Origin of the sequence: Ornithinimicrobium tianjinense (assembly GCF_014636495.1) — a bacterium.
GTDB lineage: Bacteria > Actinomycetota > Actinomycetes > Actinomycetales > Dermatophilaceae > Ornithinicoccus > Ornithinicoccus tianjinensis.
Genome location: NZ_BMEM01000001.1, coordinates 1,032,288 through 1,053,762 on the forward strand (window position 1 = coordinate 1,032,288; position 21,475 = coordinate 1,053,762).

26 protein-coding genes are annotated in these 21,475 nt (G+C 70.5%); 13 read left to right on the forward strand and 13 right to left on the reverse strand.

All coding sequences use genetic code 11. The annotated features are described in order from the left end of the window. Positions 1-91 precede the first annotated feature (91 nt). Positions 92-1,261 (forward strand): protein kinase family protein, encoded by a 1,170-nt coding sequence (locus tag IEV65_RS04800; RefSeq protein WP_188428416.1) that lies wholly within the window; start codon positions 92-94, stop codon positions 1,259-1,261. Between the two features lie 505 nt (positions 1,262-1,766). On the opposite strand, the gene IEV65_RS04805 is transcribed toward IEV65_RS04800, so the two are convergent. Continuing rightward, positions 1,767-2,336 (reverse strand): TetR/AcrR family transcriptional regulator, encoded by a 570-nt coding sequence (locus IEV65_RS04805; RefSeq protein ID WP_188428417.1) that lies wholly within the window; start codon positions 2,334-2,336, stop codon positions 1,767-1,769. Between the two features lie 152 nt (positions 2,337-2,488). On the opposite strand from IEV65_RS04805, the gene IEV65_RS04810 reads away from it, so the two are divergent. Together IEV65_RS04810 and IEV65_RS04815 are read left to right on the forward strand one after the other, a co-directional pair. Further along, complete coding sequence (locus tag IEV65_RS04810) at positions 2,489-3,802, forward strand: glycosyltransferase (RefSeq protein ID WP_188428418.1); 1,314 nt, start codon at positions 2,489-2,491, stop codon at positions 3,800-3,802. A 103-nt stretch (positions 3,803-3,905) separates the two neighbouring features. Continuing rightward, on the forward strand, positions 3,906-4,160 hold the full coding sequence (locus IEV65_RS04815; RefSeq protein WP_229734904.1) for a DUF427 domain-containing protein: 255 nt from the start codon (positions 3,906-3,908) through the stop codon (positions 4,158-4,160). Here the strand turns inward: IEV65_RS04815 and IEV65_RS04820 are convergent. Then, the gene (locus IEV65_RS04820) at positions 4,073-5,581 is read right to left on the reverse strand and encodes an Hsp70 family protein (RefSeq protein WP_188428420.1); all 1,509 of its coding nucleotides are present in this window, start codon (positions 5,579-5,581) and stop codon (positions 4,073-4,075) included. The genes IEV65_RS04815 and IEV65_RS04820 overlap by 88 nt on opposite strands. Positions 5,582-5,858: 277 nt before the next feature. Between IEV65_RS04820 and IEV65_RS04825 the strand changes: the two genes are divergently transcribed. Next, positions 5,859-6,335 (forward strand): cupin domain-containing protein, encoded by a 477-nt coding sequence (locus IEV65_RS04825; protein ID WP_188428421.1) that lies wholly within the window; start codon positions 5,859-5,861, stop codon positions 6,333-6,335. A gap of 40 nt (positions 6,336-6,375) precedes the next feature. Continuing rightward, entirely contained in the window at positions 6,376-6,747 is a 372-nt protein-coding gene (locus IEV65_RS04830; protein ID WP_188428422.1) for a GntR family transcriptional regulator, read from the forward strand. 8 nt (positions 6,748-6,755) lie between these two features. Here IEV65_RS04830 and IEV65_RS04835 read toward each other — a convergent pair whose 3' ends face one another. Next, a complete protein-coding gene (locus tag IEV65_RS04835; RefSeq protein WP_188428423.1) occupies positions 6,756-6,941 on the reverse strand; it encodes a DUF1059 domain-containing protein in 186 nt (61 codons plus the stop codon). A 115-nt stretch (positions 6,942-7,056) separates the two neighbouring features. On the opposite strand from IEV65_RS04835, the gene IEV65_RS04840 reads away from it, so the two are divergent. Together IEV65_RS04840 and IEV65_RS04845 are read left to right on the forward strand one after the other, a co-directional pair. Further along, on the forward strand, positions 7,057-8,733 hold the full coding sequence (locus IEV65_RS04840; protein ID WP_188428424.1) for an NERD domain-containing protein: 1,677 nt from the start codon (positions 7,057-7,059) through the stop codon (positions 8,731-8,733). Positions 8,734-8,803: 70 nt separating this feature from the next. After that, positions 8,804-9,349, forward strand: coding sequence for a dihydrofolate reductase family protein (locus IEV65_RS04845; protein WP_188428425.1), 546 nt, complete (start codon positions 8,804-8,806; stop codon positions 9,347-9,349). Positions 9,350-9,395: 46 nt separating this feature from the next. Here IEV65_RS04845 and IEV65_RS04850 read toward each other — a convergent pair whose 3' ends face one another. Then, complete coding sequence (locus IEV65_RS04850; RefSeq protein WP_188428426.1) at positions 9,396-9,812, reverse strand: CBS domain-containing protein; 417 nt, start codon at positions 9,810-9,812, stop codon at positions 9,396-9,398. Positions 9,813-9,953: 141 nt separating this feature from the next. After that, the gene (locus IEV65_RS04855) at positions 9,954-10,520 is read right to left on the reverse strand and encodes an NADPH-dependent FMN reductase (protein WP_188428427.1); all 567 of its coding nucleotides are present in this window, start codon (positions 10,518-10,520) and stop codon (positions 9,954-9,956) included. A gap of 126 nt (positions 10,521-10,646) precedes the next feature. Between IEV65_RS04855 and IEV65_RS04860 the strand changes: the two genes are divergently transcribed. Next, positions 10,647-11,618 (forward strand): hypothetical protein, encoded by a 972-nt coding sequence (locus IEV65_RS04860; RefSeq protein ID WP_188428428.1) that lies wholly within the window; start codon positions 10,647-10,649, stop codon positions 11,616-11,618. 2 nt (positions 11,619-11,620) lie between these two features. On the opposite strand, the gene IEV65_RS04865 is transcribed toward IEV65_RS04860, so the two are convergent. Then, complete coding sequence (locus IEV65_RS04865) at positions 11,621-12,409, reverse strand: class I SAM-dependent methyltransferase (RefSeq protein WP_188428429.1); 789 nt, start codon at positions 12,407-12,409, stop codon at positions 11,621-11,623. 93 nt (positions 12,410-12,502) lie between these two features. Here IEV65_RS04865 and IEV65_RS04870 point away from each other — a divergent pair, with 93 nt between their 5' ends. After that, a complete protein-coding gene (locus IEV65_RS04870; RefSeq protein WP_188428430.1) occupies positions 12,503-12,976 on the forward strand; it encodes a hypothetical protein in 474 nt (157 codons plus the stop codon). On the opposite strand, the gene IEV65_RS04875 is transcribed toward IEV65_RS04870, so the two are convergent. The 6 genes from IEV65_RS04875 to IEV65_RS04900 form a co-directional block, all read right to left on the reverse strand. Next, a complete protein-coding gene (locus IEV65_RS04875; RefSeq protein WP_188428431.1) occupies positions 12,968-13,609 on the reverse strand; it encodes an alpha/beta hydrolase in 642 nt (213 codons plus the stop codon). The two genes, IEV65_RS04870 and IEV65_RS04875, sit on opposite strands and share 9 nt — an antisense overlap. A 4-nt stretch (positions 13,610-13,613) precedes the next feature. Next, on the reverse strand, positions 13,614-14,261 hold the full coding sequence (locus IEV65_RS04880; RefSeq protein ID WP_188428432.1) for a YceI family protein: 648 nt from the start codon (positions 14,259-14,261) through the stop codon (positions 13,614-13,616). A 136-nt stretch (positions 14,262-14,397) separates the two neighbouring features. Further along, positions 14,398-14,826: a hypothetical protein gene (locus IEV65_RS04885; RefSeq protein ID WP_188428433.1), complete on the reverse strand. Its 429-nt coding sequence runs from the start codon at positions 14,824-14,826 to the stop codon at positions 14,398-14,400. A gap of 130 nt (positions 14,827-14,956) precedes the next feature. Then, entirely contained in the window at positions 14,957-15,784 is an 828-nt protein-coding gene (locus IEV65_RS04890) for an FHA domain-containing protein (RefSeq protein WP_188428434.1), read from the reverse strand. 10 nt (positions 15,785-15,794) lie between these two features. Next, on the reverse strand, positions 15,795-16,907 hold the full coding sequence (locus IEV65_RS04895; RefSeq protein WP_188428435.1) for a hypothetical protein: 1,113 nt from the start codon (positions 16,905-16,907) through the stop codon (positions 15,795-15,797). Next, positions 16,904-17,539, reverse strand: a complete 636-nt coding sequence (locus IEV65_RS04900; RefSeq protein WP_188428436.1) for a hypothetical protein — start codon at positions 17,537-17,539, stop codon at positions 16,904-16,906. The genes IEV65_RS04895 and IEV65_RS04900 overlap by 4 nt, the downstream gene beginning before the upstream one ends. Positions 17,540-17,657: 118 nt before the next feature. Here IEV65_RS04900 and IEV65_RS04905 point away from each other — a divergent pair, with 118 nt between their 5' ends. Continuing rightward, entirely contained in the window at positions 17,658-18,575 is a 918-nt protein-coding gene (locus IEV65_RS04905; RefSeq protein ID WP_188428437.1) for an SDR family oxidoreductase, read from the forward strand. 41 nt (positions 18,576-18,616) lie between these two features. Beyond that, positions 18,617-19,663, forward strand: coding sequence for a YihY/virulence factor BrkB family protein (locus tag IEV65_RS04910; protein WP_188428438.1), 1,047 nt, complete (start codon positions 18,617-18,619; stop codon positions 19,661-19,663). An 11-nt stretch (positions 19,664-19,674) separates the two neighbouring features. Here the strand turns inward: IEV65_RS04910 and IEV65_RS04915 are convergent, their stop codons facing one another. After that, complete coding sequence (locus tag IEV65_RS04915; RefSeq protein WP_188428439.1) at positions 19,675-20,691, reverse strand: hypothetical protein; 1,017 nt, start codon at positions 20,689-20,691, stop codon at positions 19,675-19,677. Positions 20,692-20,853: 162 nt separating this feature from the next. On the opposite strand from IEV65_RS04915, the gene IEV65_RS04920 reads away from it, so the two are divergent. Together IEV65_RS04920 and IEV65_RS04925 are read left to right on the forward strand one after the other, a co-directional pair. Beyond that, positions 20,854-21,135, forward strand: coding sequence for a type II toxin-antitoxin system Phd/YefM family antitoxin (locus IEV65_RS04920; RefSeq protein ID WP_229734905.1), 282 nt, complete (start codon positions 20,854-20,856; stop codon positions 21,133-21,135). Beyond that, a complete protein-coding gene (locus IEV65_RS04925; protein WP_188428440.1) occupies positions 21,135-21,392 on the forward strand; it encodes a type II toxin-antitoxin system RelE family toxin in 258 nt (85 codons plus the stop codon). The genes IEV65_RS04920 and IEV65_RS04925 overlap by 1 nt, the downstream gene beginning before the upstream one ends. Positions 21,393-21,475 lie beyond the last annotated feature (83 nt).

The window sequence follows — 21,475 nt, forward strand, 5'->3', positions numbered from 1 at the left end:
GGATCGGGCGGGATCCTGAAGGATGCCTCTATGGTGGAATCGGCGAGATGGCGCCGCGTCGGCGACCGTGACGGTAGCCGAGAGGAGGACGATGACGACAGAGGCCATGATCATCAAGGAACTCAGGTCTAAGTACGAGTCGACGGCAAGCTCTCGACACTACGAGAACTTGTATGAGGACGACGAGGAGCTCGGCCATATATTCAGCGTACTCCACAAACGCCTTGACAAGCACTTTGAGGACATCAACGATCGATCGCGCAGCACGCGGCACTATTGGGCCGACAACAGTCGCGACCTCCTCGCGCTCATCGATGAGCTGAACGAAGACCTTCATAATATGTCTCGAGCGGGAGTGCCTGTTCAGATGTCTCCTGCGTATCAGTACGCGTTGGACCGATGCGAACCGTGGCTCACTCGGAGCGGTGGAAGTATTATACCTGACGACTTCGCGCGGATCGATATCATCAAGTACGAGCCTGTGTTTCGTCGCGACCTAGAATCAGTCAGGTTGAAGAAGATGGACCGGCCCGTGGAGTTGGAATTCGTGGGTGAGGGATCCTACGCGCAGGTATACTCCTACATTGACCCAGACTACGGCGTCCGATTCGCTGTGAAGCGGGCCAAGCGAGGGATAGGCGAGCGAGATCTGCACCGCTTTAAGAAGGAATTTGAGGTAATGAAGGAGCTCAATTTTCCGTATATAGTCGAAGTGTATGGATTCGACCCGGGACGCAACGAATACCGCATGGAGTTCTGTGACGAAACCCTCCGGTCATACATTGAAGGGAAGGGGCGGCACCTGTCTCTCTCGACCCGGAAGCGAATTGCTCTCCAGTTTCTTTATGGCATCAACTACATCCACACGAAAGACTTGCTCCATCGCGACATCAGTCTACAGAATGTCCTGGTGAAGGTGTTTGATCAAGGCGCCGTCCTGGTCAAGCTGTCGGACTTTGGGTTGGTTAAGTCGGGCAAGTCCGTTTTCACTCAGACCAACACGCACATGAGGGGCACCATCAGAGACCCCTATCTGGACGACTTCAAGTCGTACAATGTGGCGAATGAAATTTTCGCGATTGGATGCGTTCTCTCCTTCATTTTCAGCGGCAAGGAGGCGCTTCGGCCAGGCACAGGGCGATGGTGGCCAATCATTATGAAGTGCGTGGACCATGACGCAGGCCAGCGCTACAGTTCCGTGCGAGCGATCATCACCGATGTCGAGAACTTGAGAACGACCCCTAAAGGCTCACCTGCCTGACTCCGCTTGGAGGAGGCGAGGCAGCGTTGGTGGTCTTGTGCCGTCAGGTTGCAGCGCGCGGTGCGGGCTAAGTGCGGCGGGAACTTCGGCTCGTCACCACGCCCTGTATTCGGCGGTTGAGTGCTGTCACGACCGTCAACTCCTCCTGCTACGGCAACCTGGGCGGTGTGACGCTGCCCAGCCGTGGGGACGGGTCGACGCTGTTCGGTCGAGGTATCCGCTCGTCCGTGCGGTGGATGTGGGACCTCTGACGGATGGCCAGGGACTCCCGGGCTTGTGGCCGCGGACGTGCGGCCGCCAGGTCAGGCGACGCCCGCGCTCGCCGCCTCGATCGACTCGGGCGACAGTGCGAGGTCGATGGCAAGCGCGGCTGCCCCGAGGACGCCGGCGTGCTTCCATGCGACGGGACCCCCCGCCGAGACAGGTCTGGCACTCAGGGCAGACGGTCCGTCGCGCAGCCGTGAACCCGTGGCGCCTGAGGGCCCCGACCGAGGCCCGACTGAGGTCAGGGAGCGAGGACCGTCTCGCGCATGGCGCGGGTGACGAAGGCGCGGTACTCCTCCGGCGTCTTGCCGTCCAGCTCCACGAACCGGACGTAGCTCTCGACGCTGGTGATAACACAGATGGCCTCGACGAGCTCGTCGTGACTCACGTCCTGGCGCAGCCAGCCGCGCCCGTCGACCCATCGCAGGACGGCGTCGACCTGGGCGCGGATGAGCCCGAGCATCTGGAGGTGGTGGCTGCGCAGCTCGGGGTCGCCCTGGGCCGCGCCCGCGAGGGCCGTCCAGGCGCCCGCTGACGGCGCGTTGATCGCTAGGATGGCCTGCCCGACGGCTGCGGCGAGCTCGTCCGGGTTCTGAGCGGCAAGCACCGACCGGCCGGCCTCGCTGTCGAAAAAGTCGTTCTCACCCTCCACGCCGAACGAGGCCATCTCGACCGCCGCCTGGAGCAGCGCGGACTTGGGGCCGTGCTTCTGCACGGTCTCGACGGACACCCCGGCACGCTCGGCGAGCTGGGCGAAGGTGGTGGCCTGGTAGCCCTGGAGGCTGAAGATCTCGACGGCTGCCTCGACCACGCGCCGTCGCGTCTGAGCGGCCTGTCGCTGCCTGAGCTCTGAGCGGTACGGACGTCCGCGGGAGGCGGCGGATTTCATCATTGACGACCTTCTCATACAGGTGAATACTGCATCATAGTATTCAATCCTGGACGATGCCATCGGAGGCGCCCGTGCTGTCCATCATCATCGCTGCGGTCCCCATCCACGGCCACGTGACGCCGCTGCTGGCCGTCGCCCGGCACTTCGCGGAGCGGGGCGACCGGGTCCGCTTCCTGACCGGTGCCCGGTTCGCCGAGGTCGTGGAGGCCACGGGTGCCGAGCACGTGCCGCTCCCGGCCGAGGCCGACTTCGACGACCGGATGGACTTCAACACCGTGTTCCCGGAGCGGGCGGAGCTGAAGGGTGCCAAAGCCACCGCGCACGACATCGAGGCGATCTTCGCCCGCCCGGGACGGCCCCACCATGACGCGATCATGACTCTCCACGCCGAGGAGCCCGCCGACGTCCTGCTCACGGATCCGGCCTTCGCCGGTGGGGCGTTCCTGCTCGGCCACGAGCTGGGCCAGCGGCCGCCGATCGTCGTCTGCGGGGTGGTTCCGCCGCTGATCGTCAGCCGGGACACAGCCCCCTACGGCACGGGCATCACCCCGTTGGCCGGACCGGTCGGTCGGCTGCGCAACGCCCTGCTGCACACGGTCGCCTCGCGCACCGTGTTCGCGCGTGCGCGCCGGATGTGTGACGAGCTCAACCAGGAGATCCACGGCCGGCCGCTGCCGTTCTCCTTGCTGGACTGGCCGCGCCACGCGGAGGCCCTCGTCCAGTTCACGGTCCCCGAGTTCGAGTACCCCCGCTCCGACGCCCCGGCCAACCTCCACTTCGCCGGCCCGATCTCCGCGTCCGGCTCCCGCGCGCCCCTGCCTCCGTGGTGGGACGAGCTCGACTGTGCGCGTCGCGTCGTGCACGTGACGCAGGGCACGATCGCCAACCGCGACTACCGGCAGATCATCGCGCCCACCCTGGAGGCCCTGGCGGACGAGGACCTGCTCGTCATCGTCGCCACCGGAGGACGGCCGGTGGACACCCTGCCCCCGCTGCCGTCGAACGCGCGCGCCGCCGAGTTCCTGCCCTACGACGAGCTGCTGCCCCGGACGGACGTCTTCGTGACCAACGGGGGCTACGGCGGGGTCCAGTACGCGTTGCGGTATGGCGTGCCGATCGTCACCTCCAGCGGCAAGGAGGACAAGCCGGAGGTCGCGGCCCGGGTGGCCTGGTCCGGCGTCGGGCGTCGGATCAACTCCGAGACCCCCTCGACGGCCGCCGTCGGTCGGGCCGTCCACGCGGTGCTCGACCAGCCTCGCTACCGACAGGCGGCGCAGCACGTCGCGCAGCGCATGGCCCAGTTCCCAGGTATGCCGTACCTCGCCTCGGTGGTCGACCAGCTCGCGGCCGACGGTGCGAGGCCCGGCGGCGGCGCCGCCGGGTGAGGGATCCGCGCACACGCCCGACGGGGGAACGGCATACCCGCTGCCCGGCCCGGTCGACCGCCTTCTGGCCGGACGACCCGACGCTGGACGGGCAGGTCTGCACGTGGTCGTGCGGCTCGACGGGACCGTCCTGGCGGACGCCGTCCGTCCGGTCGCCCTCTTCGAGACGCACCTGCCGACCCGTTGGTGTCTGCCGCGCGAGGACGTCCGCATGGACCTGCTGTCCGACTCCTCGACACACACGGTGTGCGGCTACAACGGGGAGGCGAGCTACACGCCCAACCGGTGGGTCACGGCATACCCGCTGCCGAGCTCGGTGATCGCCACGTCCACCAGCCCGTTGCTGTCGACCGTGTAGACCTCCTCGACCAGCGGTCCCTCCATCCGCCGCACCCGGTGACGCCGTAGGTCGCGCCCGTAGCGCAGCGTGGGGTCGAAGGCGACGAGCAGCTCGCCGTAGGGCACCAGCTCGCCCGTCGGGGCACCCTCGGCGTCGACGCCGGCGTACTCGACGAAGCGGAAGTGGCCCACGTCGTGCATGGCCTGGTAGCGGCGGTGCACCTGCACGCGGTGCCCCGTCTCCAGCCGCTGGTCGCGTCCCAGCACCTGGTCGAAGCCCACGCCCGCGCCGGAGCCGGTCTCGCGGAAGACCCCGACCGCGCGCGAGAGCCGGTCGGTGAGGGAGTAGCCGGAGCTCTGGTCCGCGGCGATCGCCAGCCCGATCGCAGTCGACGCCGCGGGCAGGGGAGCGCGGTGCACGCGCCGCCCGAAGCGCTCGCGCAGCGTCCGTGGGACCAGCGGCAGCGCGGAAGCGCCACCCACCAGGTAGAGGCCGGCCACGTCAGCAGCCCCCGGGTCCTCCAGCCCCCTCACGAGCGGCGCCATCGCCTCGATCGTCCGCTCCACCAGCGGGGCCGCCGCCGCGTAGAAGTCCTCGACGGGCACGGTCACGGGCTCGCCGCCCACCTCGAGCACCAGCCGTCGGCTCTGCGGCGCGAGCCGCTCCTTGGCCTCCCTCGCCTGCTCCACCAGCTCGAGGTATGCCGTGCTCCCGGGCCGGATCTGCGCCGTCGCCCCCGTGCTCCCCGCCCGGGCTAGGGCCAGGTCGGCCAGCACCACGTCGAAGTCGTCGCCGCCGAGGCGGTTGAGCCCCAACGAGCCGTCCACCTCGTGCTGCGTGCCGTCGACGGTCACCAGCGAGGCGTCGAACGTGCCGCCGCCCAGGTCGTAGACCACGACCCGGCGCCGGGCACGAGTGAGGGTGCGGGCCTTGCGGTGGGAGTACTCGAAGCCCGCGGCCGACGGCTCGTTGATCATCTGGACCACGTCGAAGCCGGCGGCCCGGAAGGCCTCCATCGTGAGGAAGCGCTGCGCGCTGTGGGCGTGGGCCGGGACCGAGATCACGGTGCGACCCAGCTGCTCGCCGGCCACGGTCGACCGGGTGCGCAGCGCCTCGGCCAGGGTCCGGAGAAAGCCGGCGAGCAGGTCCGGGAGCGCCACCGGCTCGTCGCCGACGAGCACCTTGGTGCGCGGACCCACGTCGGGCTCGGCGAGGGCCCGCTTGAACGACCGCACCGCGGGGGCGCCCTGCGCGACCGCCGCGAGCGCGGCATACCCGAAGACGAGACCGGCCGGTCCAGGCCCGGTGCGGGCGACGACGGAGGGGAACCAGTCCCGCACGTCGTCGTCGGCGTCGAGGAAGCCGACGACCGGGTAGTTGCCCCGGTCGGAGACGGCGACGGTCGTGCGGGTCGTGCCGAGGTCCACCCCGAGGTCCATGAGAAGGAGGCTAGCAACGCCTCGGCCCCTCCGACCCTCCGCATGCCCGAGCACCCAGACCGGCACTTTCCGCGGCGGGGAGGGAAGCGGCCCGGTGTGGCGCGGTTCTGCGCGACTCGCGGGGAAAAGTGCCGGTTTGAACGCACGCCGCGGGGCAGCGCACCCGGACCGTGGTGGCCCGAGGCGACCACGTCGCCGCAGCCCTCCCCGGGCGCGACCGGTCAGGACACTGGCTAAGGTCGAAGCACCAGTGAGCATCCGAGTGGAAGGACGTCCGATGCCTATCACCGACCCCGGCCCCAAGCCCCACGTCTTCGACATCGAGAAGGCGACGACCGGCAACGACACCTACCGCACCGTGGCGTGGACGGGCAGGTACCTCCAGGTCACGCTGATGTCGATCCCCGTGGGCGAGTCCATCGGTCTGGAGGTGCACCCGGAGACCGACCAGTTCCTGCGTCTCGAGGCCGGCAAGGGCCGGTGCGTGATGGGCCCGAGCGAGAAGGACCTGCCCTTCCAGGAGGACGTCGAGGACGACTGGGCCATCCAGGTGCCCGCAGGCACGTGGCACGACGTCATCAACACCGGCGACGAGCCGCTGAAGCTGTATGTGGTGTACGCCCCCGTCCACCACGCCCAGGGCATCGTCCAGCAGACCGCCGAGGACGCCGAGCAGGACGAGGAGTCCGGTAAGGACGAGCCGCCCGCCTATTCCGTCCAGCCGGGCGAGGGCAAGCCCGACCAGACCGCGTGACCTGGCTCAGGAGCGGCGCGGCGTCACCGGGCAGCCGCTGATGTTCAGTCCCGTCGACGCGAGCTCCTCCACGCCGCCGTTCGAGCAGCTCCGGGCACAGGTGCTGACGCTCGTCGGCGACGGCGCGCTCGTGCCGGGCGACCGTCTGCCGACCGTGCGCAGCCTGGCCGGCGAGCTGGGGATGGCACCCAACACGGTCGCGCGCGCCTACCGCGAGCTGGAGGCTGACGGCGTGCTCGAGGGTCGCGGGCGCTCGGGCACCTTCGTGCGCGCCGGAGTCGTCCAGGGGCGCACGGCAGACGCTCTCGTCTCCGCGCGGGCGGCGGCGGAGAGGTATGCCGAAGCTACGACCTCGCTGGGAATGGAGCCCGAGGCCGCGCTCGCGCTGGTGCGCCGCGCGCTCGGACTCTGAGCCGGACGTCAGCCGGCGTCGCGGATCTGCGCCTCCACCTGGCTTGCGAAGCCCGGGTCGGTGACCTGCTCCTCGCTCAGGCCGTGCACCTCCTGCGCATGCTGGGCGGCCTGCGTCAGCACGTCGTAGGCGGTCTCGCCCTCGACGACCCCGTCGCAGTCGAACCCCACGTCGCGGCAGTTGAGCTGCTTCATCAGCGACCTCCTCGTCACCTCGGGCCGGACGGGCCCGGTGACTCTCCACCGTACTCCCGCCGGCCCCTATGCTCGCGTCCATGAGCGACGGAGCTTGTGGAGGCAGGGGTATGGCGTGGCCGCGCGGCTGATCCCGGCGGAACCGGTGTTCGCCAGCAACGCCGAGCAGGAGGTCTGCGAGCGGTTGGTGGGCCAGCTGGGCGACGCGGACGTCGTGCTCGCCAACCGGAGGCTGACCGACCACGAGCAGGACCACGAGGCCGATCTCGTGGTGCTGATGCCGGGCGTGGGGATCGTCGTGGTGGAAGTCAAGGGCGGGAGCGTCAAGGTCGACGGCCAGGGACGGTGGTGGCAGTACGGCGGTCGGGCGCCGCGGACCATCGACCCCGTCAACCAGGCGCGCAAGGTCAAGCACGCGCTGCGGACCTACGTGCAGCACGACCCGCGGTGGCGCGACTCCTCCCTGACCAGGGTGAGATGGGCGCACGCGGTCGTGACGCCATACTCCACGGTCCCGGACGACTTCGCCCAGCCCGACTGCCCGCGCTCGATGATCCACGGCAAGGCCGACCAGGCGCACCTGGCCGCGCGGCTCCGTGAGGTGGCGGCCACGCAGGAGACGAACTACCGCGTGCCGGACCAGGACGACGTCGACCTGGTCGTGGAGATCCTCTCCGGACGCAACCCCATGCAGCGTGAGGTGATGGCCGAGGCCGACGACCGGGAGGCCCGCGCCGACCGGCTCACCCAGGAGCAGGCCATGATCCTCCGGGTCACTCGGCTGCTGCACCGGGTCGAGGTGCGCGGCGGCGCGGGCAGCGGCAAGACGGTGCTCGCCATGGCCCAGGCCAAGCAGCTGACCCGCGGCTTCGGTGGGCAGCCTCCGCAGCGCGTGGCGCTGCTGTGCTACTCGATCGGACTCGGCGAGTGGTTCAAGCGGGCGTTCGCGGGGGAGGCGCGCAAGGCCCGGCCGGCGTTCGTCGGGCGCTTCGAGGACCTCGCCAAGGAGTGGGGCGTGGAGATCACGGCGGACCGCAACCAGTCGGAGTTCTGGGAGAAGGAGCTCCCGGCCCAGGCGGCCCGCGCAGTGGCGCAGGTCCCGGAGGGCAAGAAGTTCGACGCGATCATCGTCGACGAGGCGCAGGACTTCGCCGAGGACTGGTGGGCACCGCTGCTGGGCGGGCTCAGGGATCCGGAGGAGGGCGGGCTCTACGTCTACTCCGACGAGAACCAGAAGGTCTTCGAGCGCTTCGGCAGACCGCCCGTGGAGCTGGTACCGCTCGTGCTGGACCACAACCTGCGCAACACCCGGCAGATCGCCGAGTCGTTCGGGCCGTTGGCGCCGATGCGCATGCGGGCCCTGGGCGGGGAAGGGCCTGACGTCGAGTTCGTGCAGGCCAGCGACGGGGACGCCCTCGGAGTCGCTGACGACGAGGTGGAGAAGCTCCTCGACGACGGCTGGCCGCCCGAGCACGTCGCGCTCATCACGACCGGCAACCGCCACCCGGAGCAGAACTCCCGCCAGGCCGCGCTGGGTCAGGAAGGCTATTGGCACACCTTCTGGGACACAGACGACGTCTTCTACGGCCACGTGCTCGGCTGCAAGGGGCTGGAGCGGAGGGCCGTGGTGCTGTGCGTCAACGACCGAAAGCCGCACGACCGGGCGCGCGAGCGCCTCTACGTGGGCCTGTCGCGGGCCACCGACAAGCTCGTCGTCGTCGGGGACGCGGAGCGGATCCGGGAGACGGCAGGCGAGGAGCTGGTCCGCCGGCTCCTAAGGTCCGCGCGCTGACGCGTCGATGAGTCTCCGCTGCGGCCAGGGTCGGACCAGCACGCGACCTCATCTACCGGAAGGCAGCACCATGGCACGCACGGTCATCGCCCACCTCTTCAACTCCGTCAACGGGGTCGTGGAGTCGCCCGACCAGTGGCAGCTCGACTCCTTCGGTCCCGACGACATGGCGGCGATGGGGGAGGCCATCGCCGGGATCACCGACGTGGTCATCGGGCGGGTGCTGTGGCAGGAGTGGGCCGGTTACTGGCCGACCGCTGACGATCCCTTCGCACAGTTCATCAACCCGGTGCGCAAGCACGTCATCTCCACGACGCTGGACGACGTGTCGGCGTGGCAGGGATCCAGCCTCGTCGAGGGTGACCCGGTCGAGTTCGTGCGCTCACTCGCGGACAACGGCGAGCAGGGCTCGGTGTCGGTGGCCGGCGGCATCGACACCGTGCGCTCGCTCTTCCTGGCGGGCGTCATCGACGAGCTGACGCTGAACACGCACCCGGTCGTGGGCGCGGGCCGTCGTCTCTTCGACGACACGGTGCCGATCACCCGACTCGAGCTGGTGTCGACGCGTCCGACGTCGACGGGCAACGTCTACCTGACCTACCGCCTGCGTCCCTGAGCCTGGGGCAGCGGGTGAGGATCTGCGGTCGTGGCTGCGGTCGTCGTCAGCGGGCGTAGACCTCCTGCGCGAAGTGGCTCATCCGGTGCTCGTCGAGCCGACGGGTGAGGTCCGACTCGCTGATCATGCCGACCAGCCGGTGCTTGTCCATCACCGGCAGGCGCTTGACCTGGTGCTCCTGCATCACGGCCAGGGCGTCATCCATGTCGGTGTCGGCGTCGACCCAGTACAGCTTGCCCTGGGCCATCGAGCCGGCCTTGACGGTCGCGGGGTCCATGCCCTCGGCGAGGCAGTGCACGACGATGTCGCGGTCGGTGATCATCCCGTGCAGCTTGTCGTCCTTGCCGCAGATCGGCAACGACCCGACGTCGAGGTCCCGCATCATCCGCGCGGCGTCGAGCAGGGTCTGGTCCTCCTTGATGCACTCGGCGCCAGAGCTCATCACGTCACGGGCTGTGGTCATGTCGGGTTCACCTCCTGGTGGGTGGATAGGGCGTCTTCCACCATCCACCCGACCCGCCGGTAGCACCACCCCGCGTCTCGGTCCCGAGACCGTCACCCGTCGACGAGCGGCCGCACCTCCCGCCAGGCCGAGCGAGGGCCGTCAGTGGCGGGGCAGGACCGTGAGCACCCGCTCGATGTGGTCGTGGAACTCCTGCATGAAGGTCGTGAGGATCTTCTCGAGGTCAGGGTCGGAGACCGACCCGTCCTCGTTGTAGGCGTCGGGCTTGAACTGGATGTAGGCCTCAGGGGCCGTCATCTGGCGGGCGTTGCAGAAGCTGAGGACGCTCCGCAGGCTCTGCTGGGCCACCGCGGTGCCTATCCCGCCCGGCGAGGCGCCGATCACGGCGGCCGGGACGTGGTCGAAGGAGTTCTGCCCGTAGGGGCGCGAGGCCCAGTCGATGGCGTTCTTCAGGGTGCCGGGGATGGAGCGGTTGTACTCCGGCGTGACGAACAGCACCGCCTGCGAGGCGGCGATCGCCTCCTTGAGCGCGCGCGCCGGTGCTGGCAGGTCGCCCTCGAGGTCGCGGTTGTAGAGCGGCAGGTCGCCCGTCGTGATCTCGGTGAACTCCAGCGCGTCGGGCGCGTAGTGGATGAGGGCCGTGCTGAGGGTCCGGTTGATGGACTGCGACGACAGGCTGCCGATGAAGTAGCCGACCTTGTACGACACGTCTCCTCCTCAGGGGGGTGGGGGCGCGACCGGGGCGGCCGCAGGTCCACCATCCCAGAGACCGACGTCGGGCGCCTGCCGGTGCGGTGCCGGGAGGTTGTGGGTGGCCGCTGGCACAGTGGGGCCATGACGAGGACGGGGCCGCGGACGGACGACGAGCGCGACGTGCTGCGCGAGACCTACGGCAGCCTGCGTTGGCTCCTCGTCCTGCTGCCGGCCGTGCTCTTCGTCGTGAGCGTGCTCACGGCGCTGACCTCGCGCGAGCTCGAGACCTCGATCAGCGCCTACTACGGCGGGCCCGTGCGCGACGTCTTCGTCGGGGTGCTCGTCGCCGTGGCTGCCTGCCTGGTCGCCTACCAGGGCTCGACGACGTTCGAGGACTACAACCTCAACGGCGCCGGCTCCTACGCCGCGTTCGTCGCGCTGGTGCCCGCCGGGCTGGACGAAATCCTGGCGGACCTTCGCCGCAGCGCTCTCCTCACGCCCCAGGGCGTCACCCCGGCGGAGTACGTCTGGTCCCTGCGCTTCGGGCTGACCTCGGTCGTCGCCCTGAGCGCGATGCTGCTGGCGCGCGAGCTGCGGCGCTCGCATCGGGTGCGCGCGCTCGCTCGGGAGGATCGCACCACGGGCCTGTTCATCCTGCTGACGAGCGGCACCCTGGTCGCCTTCCTCACCCTCGCCATGTGGCAGCTGTGGGTCCCCCCGGTCGACGAGGTGCGCCTCGAGGGGCTGGCGCTCGGCCTGCCGGGCGCGGATCTGCGGCTCTCGATCCACCACCTCGCCGCGATCTTCCTGATCAGCGCGCTCGCCGTCGCGGTCTGGAGCCATGCCTGGCCGCACCGAGCCACCCGCACCGGGTCCGAGGCCGGGCCCGGGTATGACGAGCTCGTCCGCCGACGCGGCTACCAGCTCATCTTCTTCCTCATGCTCGCCGGGCCGCTGGTCGCCGCGGCGGCGGCGCAGGCGTTCGCGCCCGGGCACCTGGTGATCTTCCTGGAGTGGTGGGAGATCGGCCTGTTCTGCGTGTTCTGGGTCCTGGAGACAAGGCGGCTCAGCGCACCGCCGCCCACGGCTCAGCCGGCTATGCCGGTGCGCTGAGCTCAGGAGGGCACCGTGCCCACGGCGGCGTGGGCGACGGCCTCCAACGGGAAGGTGCCGGTGGGTGACCCGAGGCGGCGACGGTACGCGTCATGCACCAGCTGGCGCTCCTCCTCGGAGAGCGTGAGGACGTGGGCGCCGACGGGTCCGGCCCCGCCCAGCAGGATGTCCCACAGCTCGTCGAGGCTCTCGTAGCGCGTCCGCACCGTGAGCATCTCCTCCCTGACGGACGTGAGACCGGCCTCCTCCAGGAGCGCGGACTGCTCACCGGCCCGACCCAGCGGCCAGCGCCGCAGCCGGTCTGGGAAGGCCACCTCCATGTCCTCCAGCGCGTCGACGAAGGCGGAGATCATCGACATACCTCCGCCGTCGTCCCACACGCAGGTCGCCACCCGGCCGCCGGGCAGGGTGACCCGCCGCATCTCGGCCACCGCCTGCTCGGGGTCGTCGACGAAGTGCAGGACGAGCTGGGCGAGGGTGACGTCGAAGCTGTCGTCGCCGAAGGGGAGGGCCTCGGCATACCCGGCCCGCAGGTCCACGGCGGAGAGCCGGGAGCGCGCGGTCTGGAGCATCGGGGAGGGGTCGGTGCCGGCGACATGCTCGGCACCCAGGCGGCGCACCAGCTCGCTGGTCAGGACGCCGGTCCCGCAGCCCACGTCCAGGGCGACGAGGCCAGGAACCACCCCGGCGAGGTCGGCCAGCAGCGGGGCAAGCGGGCGTGAGTAGCGGCCCATGAAGTTCTCGTACGCGTCGCCGCCGGCGGTGAAGAAGGTCGAGGATTCGTCGCCCATGAGGCATTGTGGCTGCTCATCGGGGTCCGGGGTATGGGCAGTTCTGCCCAGGCGAGGGGTGGACGGCCGTCCGCCTGTGCGTCACGATGAGGTATGGCAGCCCAGCCCGACGCGACCTTTGCCGAGTACCTCGAGCAGGTGCGGGCTCACCGCGCCGAGCTCCACGAGTCGGTCTCCGCGGTGGACGCGGCCCTGGTCGAGGAGGGGGACCGGGCCGACTGGCTGCAACGGCTGCGGACGGCGATGGTCGAGCTCGCGCACGACTTCCGGGACCATGTCGAGCTCACGGAGCGACCCGGTGGGCTCTACGACACGGTGCGGTCCAGCGCCAACCGGCTGGTGCCCGCGGTCGACCGGCTCGCCGACGACCACACGGCCCTGGTGGAAGACATCGCCGTCGCGATCCGCAGGCTGGAGGCGATGCCGCGCGGCGACGTACTCGACGAGGTGCTCGCGCAGGTGCGTTCCGAGCTCGGTGGGCTCGTCGAACGCCTCGTCCGGCACCGCAAGCGCGGGGGCGAGCTCGTCCACGAGGCGTTCGCCGTGGACCTGGGCGGGTCAGGCTGAGCGGGCGACCTCGGTCAACCAGCCGGCCAGCGCGTCGACGGTCGCGACGGTCAGTCCGTGGCCACCCGGGTCCCGACGGGCCAGGGTGAGCGCGCCGGAGTCCCCGGTGAGGTAGTCCCAGGTGCGGGACATCAGCTCGGCGGGGATGACGTGGTCCTGGTCGCCCTGGGCGACGACCACGGGCAGGCCCGCCAGCTGCCGCGGCTCGGCGGGGATCCCGGCGTCCCAGGGGAGCGTGCCGTAGAGGATGGCGGCCCCGGCGAACCGGTCGGGCGTCTTCAGCGCCAGCGCGCCGGCGAAGGCAGCGCCGCCGGAGAACCCCACCAGCACGACCGGGCGGCCGGCCGGCGCGACCTCCTCGAGCCAGGCGCGGAACCAGGCCGTCGTGGCGGCGAGCGACTCCGCCACCGGGCGGCCGATGCCGCGGTTGGCGAACCAGGCGAAACCGCCACCCTCGGCGATCGGCGCGCGGACGGCGGCATACGCCGGGCCCACAGGCAGGTGCGCCGCGAGCTGGACGATCTCCTGCTCGTGCGAGCCGCGGCCGTGCAGCAGGACGACGAGCGGGACCGAGGTGTCGTCCAGCGCCGCGCCGCGAGCCGCGACGACAGGGGTGCCGAAGGTGGCGGTCATCGGGTCAGGCCGACTTGATGACGGACAGGTCGAAGACGAGCTTGACCTTCTCGCTGACCAGGACGCCGCCGGTCTCGAGGGCGGCGTTCCAGACCAGGCCCCAGTCCTTGCGGTTGACTGTCGTCTCGCCCTCGAAGCCGGCGCGCACGTTGCCGAACGGGTCCTGCGCCACGCCGGTGAAGGCGAAGTCGACGGTGACGGGTCGGGTGACGTCCTTGATGGTCAGGTCGCCGGTGATGCGCCAGGTCTCGGCGTCGACGAGCTCGACGTCGGTGGAGGCGAAACGGATCTCGGGGTAGGTCTCGACGTCGAAGAAGTCGCCGGAGCGCAGGTGGCCGTCACGGTCGGCGACGCCGGTGTTGACGCTCGCGGCCTGGATCACGACGGAGACGGTGGAGGCGGAGGGGTCGGTGGCGTCGATGACGCCGGTGCCCTCGAACTCGTCGAAGGTGCCGCGGACGTTGGTGACCATCGCGTGCTTGGCGCTGAAGCCCAGGGCGCTGTGCGAGGGGTCGAGCGTCCAGGTGCCGGCGAGCTGCTCGTCGACGGCGCGGGTGTGGGTCGCGACGGCGCCGGAGGCGGCCGGGGCGGGGGTCTTCGGCTCGGCGTGGGCCGGAGCGGGCTTCTTGGTGAACCAGTCGAACAGACCCATCGTGGGGCTCCTTCAAAGGTTGACGTTACAACTAACACCACTGACTCTAGCCCGAAATCAGTGACACGTCAACAAGAATCGCGCGGTCGTCGCCCGACCGGCGGGCGGCGGGGCGACGACCGCGGACTGGTCGGTGTCAGCGGCCGGAGACGTAGCCCACGACGTCACCGGTGATCGTCACGTGCGAGCCGGCGGGGTAGCCCATCTCCTCGACCTCCAGGGTGAAGCTGTCGCTGTAGGTGCAGTTGACCTGCTCGCGGGGGCTGTGCGCGGCCACGTTGCCGCCGCCCTTGGCGGACTCGCCCGGGAACGGCAGATACTCGACGGTCCCGTCGGGCAGCTCGATGGTCGCGACGTCGTTGCCGAACCAGATCGGCACCAGCGTCGTGGTAGAGCCGAGGTCGTGGGCAGGGGTGAACACGCCACGGCCGGACGTGGTCACCGTGTAGGTCTGGCCGTTGTCGCAGACCAGGTCGAAGGCGTCACCCTGGGGGTCGGCGGTGGCGCTGGCGGCACCGGCGACGAGCAGGCCGGCGACGGTGGCGGTCGTGAGGAACGTGCGCATGGGAGAACCCCTGTCTGGAGGGTCACGGGACCCGGTGGAACGGACGTTCTCACTCAACCCAGGTGCCCGCGCCGTGTCGTCTTCCTCCCGGCCGGTGCTGGTCATCCTCGGGGATGACGCGGCGCCACCCTCAGTCGGCGCGCCGCACGATGAGCCGCGTCCACCCGCCCAGGTAGACGCGGTCGTCCTCGTCGACGCGCACCCGGGCGCCGCGGTCTATGGGCTGCTCCGGCAGGGGCAGCCCCACGGTGGAGACGAAGGTGCCGTTGGAGGTGTCGAGGTCCTCGACCCACCAGTGCTCGCCGTCGCTGGTGAGCTGCGCGTGCCGGACGGAGACGCCCATGTCCGTCCCCGCGTCGAGGTCCGGGTGCAGCCCCCGCGCGATGTTCGTCCGGCCGATGACCGCGTGGTCCGCGGTCAGCGGCACCACCACGGGCGGACCGGCCTCCGGCACCGGCTGGCCGCCGTCCCGGTGGGCCGCCCACACGTGGTCCACCCACACCTCGGCAACCCAGGCGCCCGGTGCCCGACGTGAGGGCGGCAGGGTCTGCGCCGGCTCGTGGGCGAGGCTCTCGCTCTCCGGAGCCGGAGGCGTGGGCGGCGGGACGTCCGGTCGGCGCGGCAGGTCCAGCGGGTCGAGCGCGACCTCCGCCGGCGACGTGGGCAGCTCGATCTCGTCGGCGTCGCGGCGAGGGTCGATGTAGGCCTCGTGCGGCTCGGCGGCCTGCAGCGCGGTCGGTCGGCGCGGCTCCTCCTCGTCGTCCTCGGTGTCCGAGCTGCGGGGGGCGGTGCCGGTCACCAGGTCGTAGCCGCAGGCTCCGCAGAACGCCACACCCCCGACGACGGTCGCGTGGCAGTTCGGGCACTCGACCACGTCGGCGGACGGCTCGGCGGTCGGGCCGACGACCCGTGCCGGCTCGACGCGGCTGCCGCTGGTGGGGTCGTGCTCGGGGTTCATCCGTCCCGCCTCACGCGTCCGGCCGCAGCTGGCCCAGGTAGGCCTCCTGCGCCGCGATCAGGGCCGCCGCGCGCTGCACGTCCGCGGGCAGGTTGTTGAGCGACTCCTTGGTGGCCGTCAGCATCCCGGCGAGGTCGACGCTGGTCGGTGCGCCGCAGCCGGCCAGGGTCCCGGCCAGCCGGTGCGCACGGTCGGCGAGGTCGGCGTACTCGGCCAGCGCCCCGGCATACGTGGTGTGCGCCTGGTCCAGCGCCCGCGCCACCCGCTCCAGGTTGGCCATGTAGGTGGCGAGGTCGTCGTCGTCCTTCGGCACGTCACCGAGGGCGTTGACGTCCGGTATGCCGAGCCGCGGGGCCGGGTGCACCGTGTTGAGGACGCGCTCGGCCAGGGCCCGCACGGCCTCGCCGCGGGCCACAAGCTCCTCACGCTGGTCGACGGCGTGCCCGACGTCGGCGCGCTCGTGCGCCTCCGCCGCCCCGGCGACGACCAGGTCGCGCTCGACCCGGGCGATCCGTGACTCCAGCGCGCCGAGCTGCTCGACCGCGTCCGCGCCCGCCGGGTCGACGGACTCCAGCGCCCGCTCGACGTCGTCCAGCTCGACCTCGATGCCGTCATGGGGCGCACCGCGGTCCCGCACGTGGGTGCGGGCGCGGGCGAGCTCGAGCAGGGCCGCCTCGAGGCGCTCGTCGACGGGGATGTCGTCGTCCCCGCCGTTGACCCGCGCACGGAGGGACGCAGCCAGGGCGTCGGAGAACCGCAGCGCGTCGGGCAGTCCGATGGCCAGCGCGTGGGCGTCCCCCGCGGGCATCTCGAGCAGGCCCCAGATCAGCCGGCTGATCCACTCCCGCTCGCCGTCCCCGTCCTTAGTCTGCTCCCAGGTGGCGAGCAGCAGGTCGTGGCGCTGGGCGATCGCGTGCCACAGCGTCATCGCCAACGTGATGTCCTCGTTGAGCTCGTCGCGGTCCTCGTGCGTGCGCACGAGGGCGTCGAGCGCCCGCAGCTCGTGGTCGCGGTGCAGCCGCCAGCGAGCCAGCTCGGAGACGTAGTGCTCGATCGCCCCGTCCTCGGGGGTCATGCCCGGCCCGGCCGGGGGAGGCGGGGCGATGGCGTACTTGCTGGTCATCGTTCGTCCTGGGAAGAGTCCTGAGAAGTGTCGTGAGAAGTGGCGTGGGCAGAGTCGTGGTGCGGGGCGGGCTGCTCCGGCACGGGCAGCCTGGGTATGCCGTCCTCGCCCACCTCGAGCCCGCGGTCCTGCACCACCTGGCTCTCGATGTGGTCGGGGCTGATGGCGGTCTGGACCAGGTCACGCGGGTCCGTCCGGGTGGCGAAGGTCTCCCGGAGCACTCCGAGCTGCGTGCGCAGGTGCGACTCGTCGGCGCGGTGCACGGCGTCGTAGGTGTGGTCGAGGGTCAGGCCGAGCAGGTCGAGGTCGTCGACGAGGGTCAGGAGCGGGGCGTGCGCGCCGTCCAGGGCGTGGCCGTCGGCGAAGGAGCGCGGCATACGAAGGTAGCCACCCACCGACTCGGTCAGCCATGCCAGCGTGGTCGAGGCCGCCTCGCGGGCGTGGATGTCGGTGCCGGGGGACCGGTCCGCCAGGTCGAGCAGGTCCCCGGTGGCTCCGAGCGCCCGGCGCACGCGGACAGCGAGGAGGTCGGGAAGGGCTGGATCGGCAATGAGGGACTGCTGCGTCCGCAGGGTGACCCGGAGCTCCTCCGTCGACGGCGCCGTCGCGTCGTCGGGTGCTGCCTGATCCATACCGCTCCGTGTGCTCGTGTGTCCCGAGGACCTCCATTGTGCCCCACCGTCGACCTGGGTCGGCCGGTGCGGGACGCCTCGCGCTGCGACCTCCGGGTGTCCGTGCTCTGGTGGAGGCATGAGCACCGAGAAGAGCACCTCGTCCACGGACCAGCTGACGTTCGACAACCCGGTCACCCGCCACCCGGACATCACTCCGCCCGAGCAGGACCAGCCCAAGCCCGGCCTCGACGCCGAGCTGGTGCCGCAGACGGACCGGGGCCAGACGTCATACCGGGGGACGGGGCGCCTCCAGGGCCGCAAGGCCCTCATCACGGGGGGCGACTCCGGGATCGGCGGCGCGGTCGCCATCGCCTACGCGCGGGAGGGAGCGGACGTCGCCATCAACTACCTGCCGGCGGAGGAGGAGGACGCCGCCGGGATCGCCGAGGTCATCGAGGCGGAAGGGCGGACGTGCGTACGCATCCCCCTCGACCTGACGGAGCGGGAGGCCTGCGACGAGGTCGTCGCGAAGGCGGTGGAAGGGCTCGGAGGGCTCGACATCCTCGTGGTCAACGCCGGTCACCAGACCTGGTCGGAGTCGATCGAGGAGATCAGCGACGAGCAGTTCGACACCACCGTCAAGACCAACATCTACGCGATGTTCTGGCTGTGCCGGGCCGCCGTCCCGCAGCTGGAGGCGGGGTCGACGATCATCCTCACCTCCTCGGTGCAGGCGTACAGCCCGAGCGACACCCTGCTGGACTACGCGATGACCAAGGCCGCCATGAACACCTTCGGCAAGGGGCTGGCCAAGCAGCTCGCGCCCCGCGGCGTGCGCGTCAACATCGTGGCGCCCGGGCCGATCTGGACGCCCCTGCAGGTCGCGGAGGGCCAGCCGAAGGACAAGCTCCCGAAGTTCGGCAAGGGCCAGCCGCTGGGACGGGCGGGCCAGCCCGTCGAGCTCGCGCCCGCCTACGTCTTCCTGGCCTCGCCGGAGAGCTCCTACGTGGTGGGGGAGACGCTCAACGTCAACGGCGGCGCCGACTCGCCCTGAGCATCGGCCGATTCTGACCGTCGCTGAGCGAGAATCGGACGGTGAAGTCGGTCCTGCTGCGCCTGGAGCACCTGCAGCGCCGTCATCCCTGGCTCGGCTTCCCGGTCGCGGTCTTCTACAAGTTCATCGACGACCACGGGGTCTACCTGTCGGTGCTCATCACCTACTACGGCTTCCTCGCGCTCTTCCCGATGCTCCTGCTGCTCACGTCGGTGCTGGGCTTCGTGCTGGACGACCAGCCGGAGTGGCGCGACTGGATCCTGGACACCGCGGTGAGCCAGTTCCCGGTCATCGGCTCCCAGATCAGCGCAGAGGGCTTCGGCGGAAGCACGACGGCCGTCGTGGTCGGCGGGCTGGTCGCCGTCTGGGGAGCGATCCGCGCCTCCCAGGCGACGCTGCACATGATGAACATCTGCTGGGCGGTCCCGCGGCACTCCCGCCCCGACCCGCTGCGCTCGCCCATCCGGGCGCTGCCCCTGATCGCGATCGCGGGCCTGATGCTGCTCGGCACCACGGTGGGCACCGTGCTGGCGACCAACGCCGCGGCGTATGGCGTGTCCGTCCAGCGCGCGGTGCCCTACGTCGTGCTGGCCCTCAGCTTCGTGGTCGCGGTGCTGGTGTTCGCGCTCGGCATGTGGCTGGGCACGTCATACCCGGTGCCCTTCCTGCAGGTGCTGCCCGGGGCGTTCGTGGCCGCCGTCGGGTGGCTGCTGCTGCAGCGCTTCGGGATCGCCTACGCCAACCAGATCGTCAGCCGCTCGGGCGACACCTACGGGGTCTTCGCCTTCGTCCTCGGCCTCATCGGCTTCATCTTCGCGGCGGCGCAGATCGTCGTGCTGGCGGTGGAGATCAACGTCGTGCGCGTCAAGGGGCTGTGGCCGCGGGCGCTGCTGGGGCCGTTCACGCAGGCGGTGCCGCTGACGCCCGCCGACGTCCAGGCCTACCAGGAGGCGACCGCGGCGACCGCGATCAAGCCCTACCAGGACGTCGAGGTGAGCTTTGACCAGCCGGTGCGCGCGGCGATGGACACAGAGGGCGAGCCTGCGGACGCGCCCGCCGACCCGGAGGGCCCGGACGACCCGCGCTGAGTGGGTGCCGGTCAGCGGAAGGTGTCGCCCCGCTCGTCGCGGGCGCTCTGGTCCGGCTCCTGACCGGCGGTCGTGAACGTCGAGGCGTCGACGACGTTGCCGTCCTCGTCGACGTAGACCATGGCGCCCGACCGCAGCAGCTCGGCGATCTCCTCCTCCGACATCGAGGCGAGCTCCTCGTCGGTCAGCTCGATGAAGCCGTCCTCGTCAGCGTCGGCGAGGTCCGTCTCGTCGAAGTCATCGTCGAAGTCATCGTCGTCGAGGTCCTCCCCGAGACCCTCGTCGTCGAGCTCGTCGGTGTTCTCGGAGTCGCCGTCGGAGTCGTCGTCATCGTCGACCTGGTCGTTCTCCTCCTCCCACCACTCCTCGGCGCCCTCGGCCGGCGGCTGGGCGACGCCGAGGTCGTCCCCGTCGCCGTCGTCCTCGTCGGTGCCGTGCCGGACCAGCAGGCTCAGCCCGGCCCCGATGAGGGCGAGGGTGGCGCCGGCGAACACGCCGAGGCTGCCGAGCATGAGGGCGCCGACGCGGATGAGCATCGAGGCCGGGCTGACCTCCGGTGCCACGACCACCCCGAGACCGGAGCAGGTGATCTGGTGCTCGCCGTCGGCTGCGGCGCGGAAGGACCCGACGACCTGGAACCGGGCCAGCGGGTTGTCGATCCCGACCTGCCGGTCGTCGTCCTTGAGGTGGTTGACGGGCACCGGGCCGTCCGGGCCCGCCACGGTGCAGGTGATGTCCTCGACGGGGGTCGGGACGTCCTCCCCGGGCGCGACCAGCCCGCCCGTGACGTAGAGAGCGCGCTCGGCCCCCGCCTCCAGCTCGACCGTGCCCCTGCCGTCGATGAGCTCGCTGGAGTTGGTCTGCAGGTGGTGGATGAGGCTGCGGGTCGCGAGGCCGGCGACGAGCGTCACGGCGAGAGAGATGGCCAGCAGGAGGAGCCCGACGCGCAGCATCGATCGACCGGACCGACGGAGCCGCCCGCGGCTGGTGTGTGGGCGGCCGGACTGGTCGGACTGCACGGAGGACATGGCCCTGACTCTAGGCGGTGGGGGTGTCCCGAGCGCGCCTGCGGCACGCCGGATCGCCGTCAGGCACGCCTCTTTGGCGGCGGTATGGTGCACCCTCTCATCCCGCGACCAGCGGAAGAACAGTGCGTTGACCTGCTGCCTGCTGTGGCTACACTTGTGGCTATGACTGTGGATGCGTCGATGGCCCTGCGCGATGTGAAGAACCGCCTGTCCGAGGTGGTGGACCAGGTCGAGCGCGAGCATGACCGGGTCGTGATCACTCGTCACGGCAAGCCGGCGGCTGTGGTCATCAGCGCCGATGACCTCGAGTCGTTGGAGGAGACGCTGAAGGTCGTGAGCCGACCAAGACTCATCAGCCAGGTCCGAGACAGCCTTGCCGAGCTCGTCGCTGGCGAGGGCGACGTCCTCAGCAAGGAAGAAGCTCTCGCGATGCTGCGCGCCTGATGGCGGAGCAGTACGAGGTCGCGTGGACGCCTACTGCCAAGCGCGCACTGCAGCGACTGCCTGAGAAGGTGGCGACAGCGGCCATCGAGTTCATCTACGGTCCCCTCGCGAGGAATCCCCAACGCGTCGGCAAGGCCTTGCGCTTCGACCTCGAAGGGGTGCACAGCGCACGACGCGGCTCGTACAGGATCATCTACCGGATCGATGCGCGCGTGACCGTCATTGCGATCGAGCACCGCGCAGACGCCTACCGATGACGATCCTTATCGGCAGGTGTTTCATCAGGGCAGAAGATCCCAGTACTGACGGCGAGCCGGCATCGCATGAATGACCATCTCTT

What these genes read in the sequence shown, in the direction of transcription:
- IEV65_RS04865 (WP_188428429.1), bottom strand. Translation starts at nt 12,409, where the DNA reads ATGGGCGACGAATCCTCGACCTTCTTCACCGCCGGCGGCGACGCGTAC.
- IEV65_RS04835 (WP_188428423.1), bottom strand. Translation starts at nt 6,941, where the DNA reads ATGAAGCAGCTCAACTGCCGCGACGTGGGGTTCGACTGCGACGGGGTC.
- IEV65_RS04915 (WP_188428439.1), bottom strand. Translation starts at nt 20,691, where the DNA reads ATGTCCTCCGTGCAGTCCGACCAGTCCGGCCGCCCACACACCAGCCGC.
- IEV65_RS04905 (WP_188428437.1), top strand. Translation starts at nt 17,658, where the DNA reads ATGAGCACCGAGAAGAGCACCTCGTCCACGGACCAGCTGACGTTCGAC.
- IEV65_RS04875 (WP_188428431.1), bottom strand. Translation starts at nt 13,609, where the DNA reads ATGACCGCCACCTTCGGCACCCCTGTCGTCGCGGCTCGCGGCGCGGCG.
- IEV65_RS04895 (WP_188428435.1), bottom strand. Translation starts at nt 16,907, where the DNA reads ATGACCAGCAAGTACGCCATCGCCCCGCCTCCCCCGGCCGGGCCGGGC.
- IEV65_RS04925 (WP_188428440.1), top strand. Translation starts at nt 21,135, where the DNA reads ATGGCGGAGCAGTACGAGGTCGCGTGGACGCCTACTGCCAAGCGCGCA.
- IEV65_RS04830 (WP_188428422.1), top strand. Translation starts at nt 6,376, where the DNA reads ATGTTCAGTCCCGTCGACGCGAGCTCCTCCACGCCGCCGTTCGAGCAG.
- IEV65_RS04820 (WP_188428420.1), bottom strand. Translation starts at nt 5,581, where the DNA reads ATGGACCTCGGGGTGGACCTCGGCACGACCCGCACGACCGTCGCCGTC.
- IEV65_RS04920 (WP_229734905.1), top strand. Translation starts at nt 20,854, where the DNA reads ATGACTGTGGATGCGTCGATGGCCCTGCGCGATGTGAAGAACCGCCTG.
- IEV65_RS04800 (WP_188428416.1), top strand. Translation starts at nt 92, where the DNA reads ATGACGACAGAGGCCATGATCATCAAGGAACTCAGGTCTAAGTACGAG.
- IEV65_RS04850 (WP_188428426.1), bottom strand. Translation starts at nt 9,812, where the DNA reads ATGACCACAGCCCGTGACGTGATGAGCTCTGGCGCCGAGTGCATCAAG.
- IEV65_RS04900 (WP_188428436.1), bottom strand. Translation starts at nt 17,539, where the DNA reads ATGGATCAGGCAGCACCCGACGACGCGACGGCGCCGTCGACGGAGGAG.
- IEV65_RS04845 (WP_188428425.1), top strand. Translation starts at nt 8,804, where the DNA reads ATGGCACGCACGGTCATCGCCCACCTCTTCAACTCCGTCAACGGGGTC.
- IEV65_RS04825 (WP_188428421.1), top strand. Translation starts at nt 5,859, where the DNA reads ATGCCTATCACCGACCCCGGCCCCAAGCCCCACGTCTTCGACATCGAG.
- IEV65_RS04870 (WP_188428430.1), top strand. Translation starts at nt 12,503, where the DNA reads ATGGCAGCCCAGCCCGACGCGACCTTTGCCGAGTACCTCGAGCAGGTG.
- IEV65_RS04885 (WP_188428433.1), bottom strand. Translation starts at nt 14,826, where the DNA reads ATGCGCACGTTCCTCACGACCGCCACCGTCGCCGGCCTGCTCGTCGCC.
- IEV65_RS04860 (WP_188428428.1), top strand. Translation starts at nt 10,647, where the DNA reads ATGACGAGGACGGGGCCGCGGACGGACGACGAGCGCGACGTGCTGCGC.
- IEV65_RS04890 (WP_188428434.1), bottom strand. Translation starts at nt 15,784, where the DNA reads ATGAACCCCGAGCACGACCCCACCAGCGGCAGCCGCGTCGAGCCGGCA.
- IEV65_RS04880 (WP_188428432.1), bottom strand. Translation starts at nt 14,261, where the DNA reads ATGGGTCTGTTCGACTGGTTCACCAAGAAGCCCGCTCCGGCCCACGCC.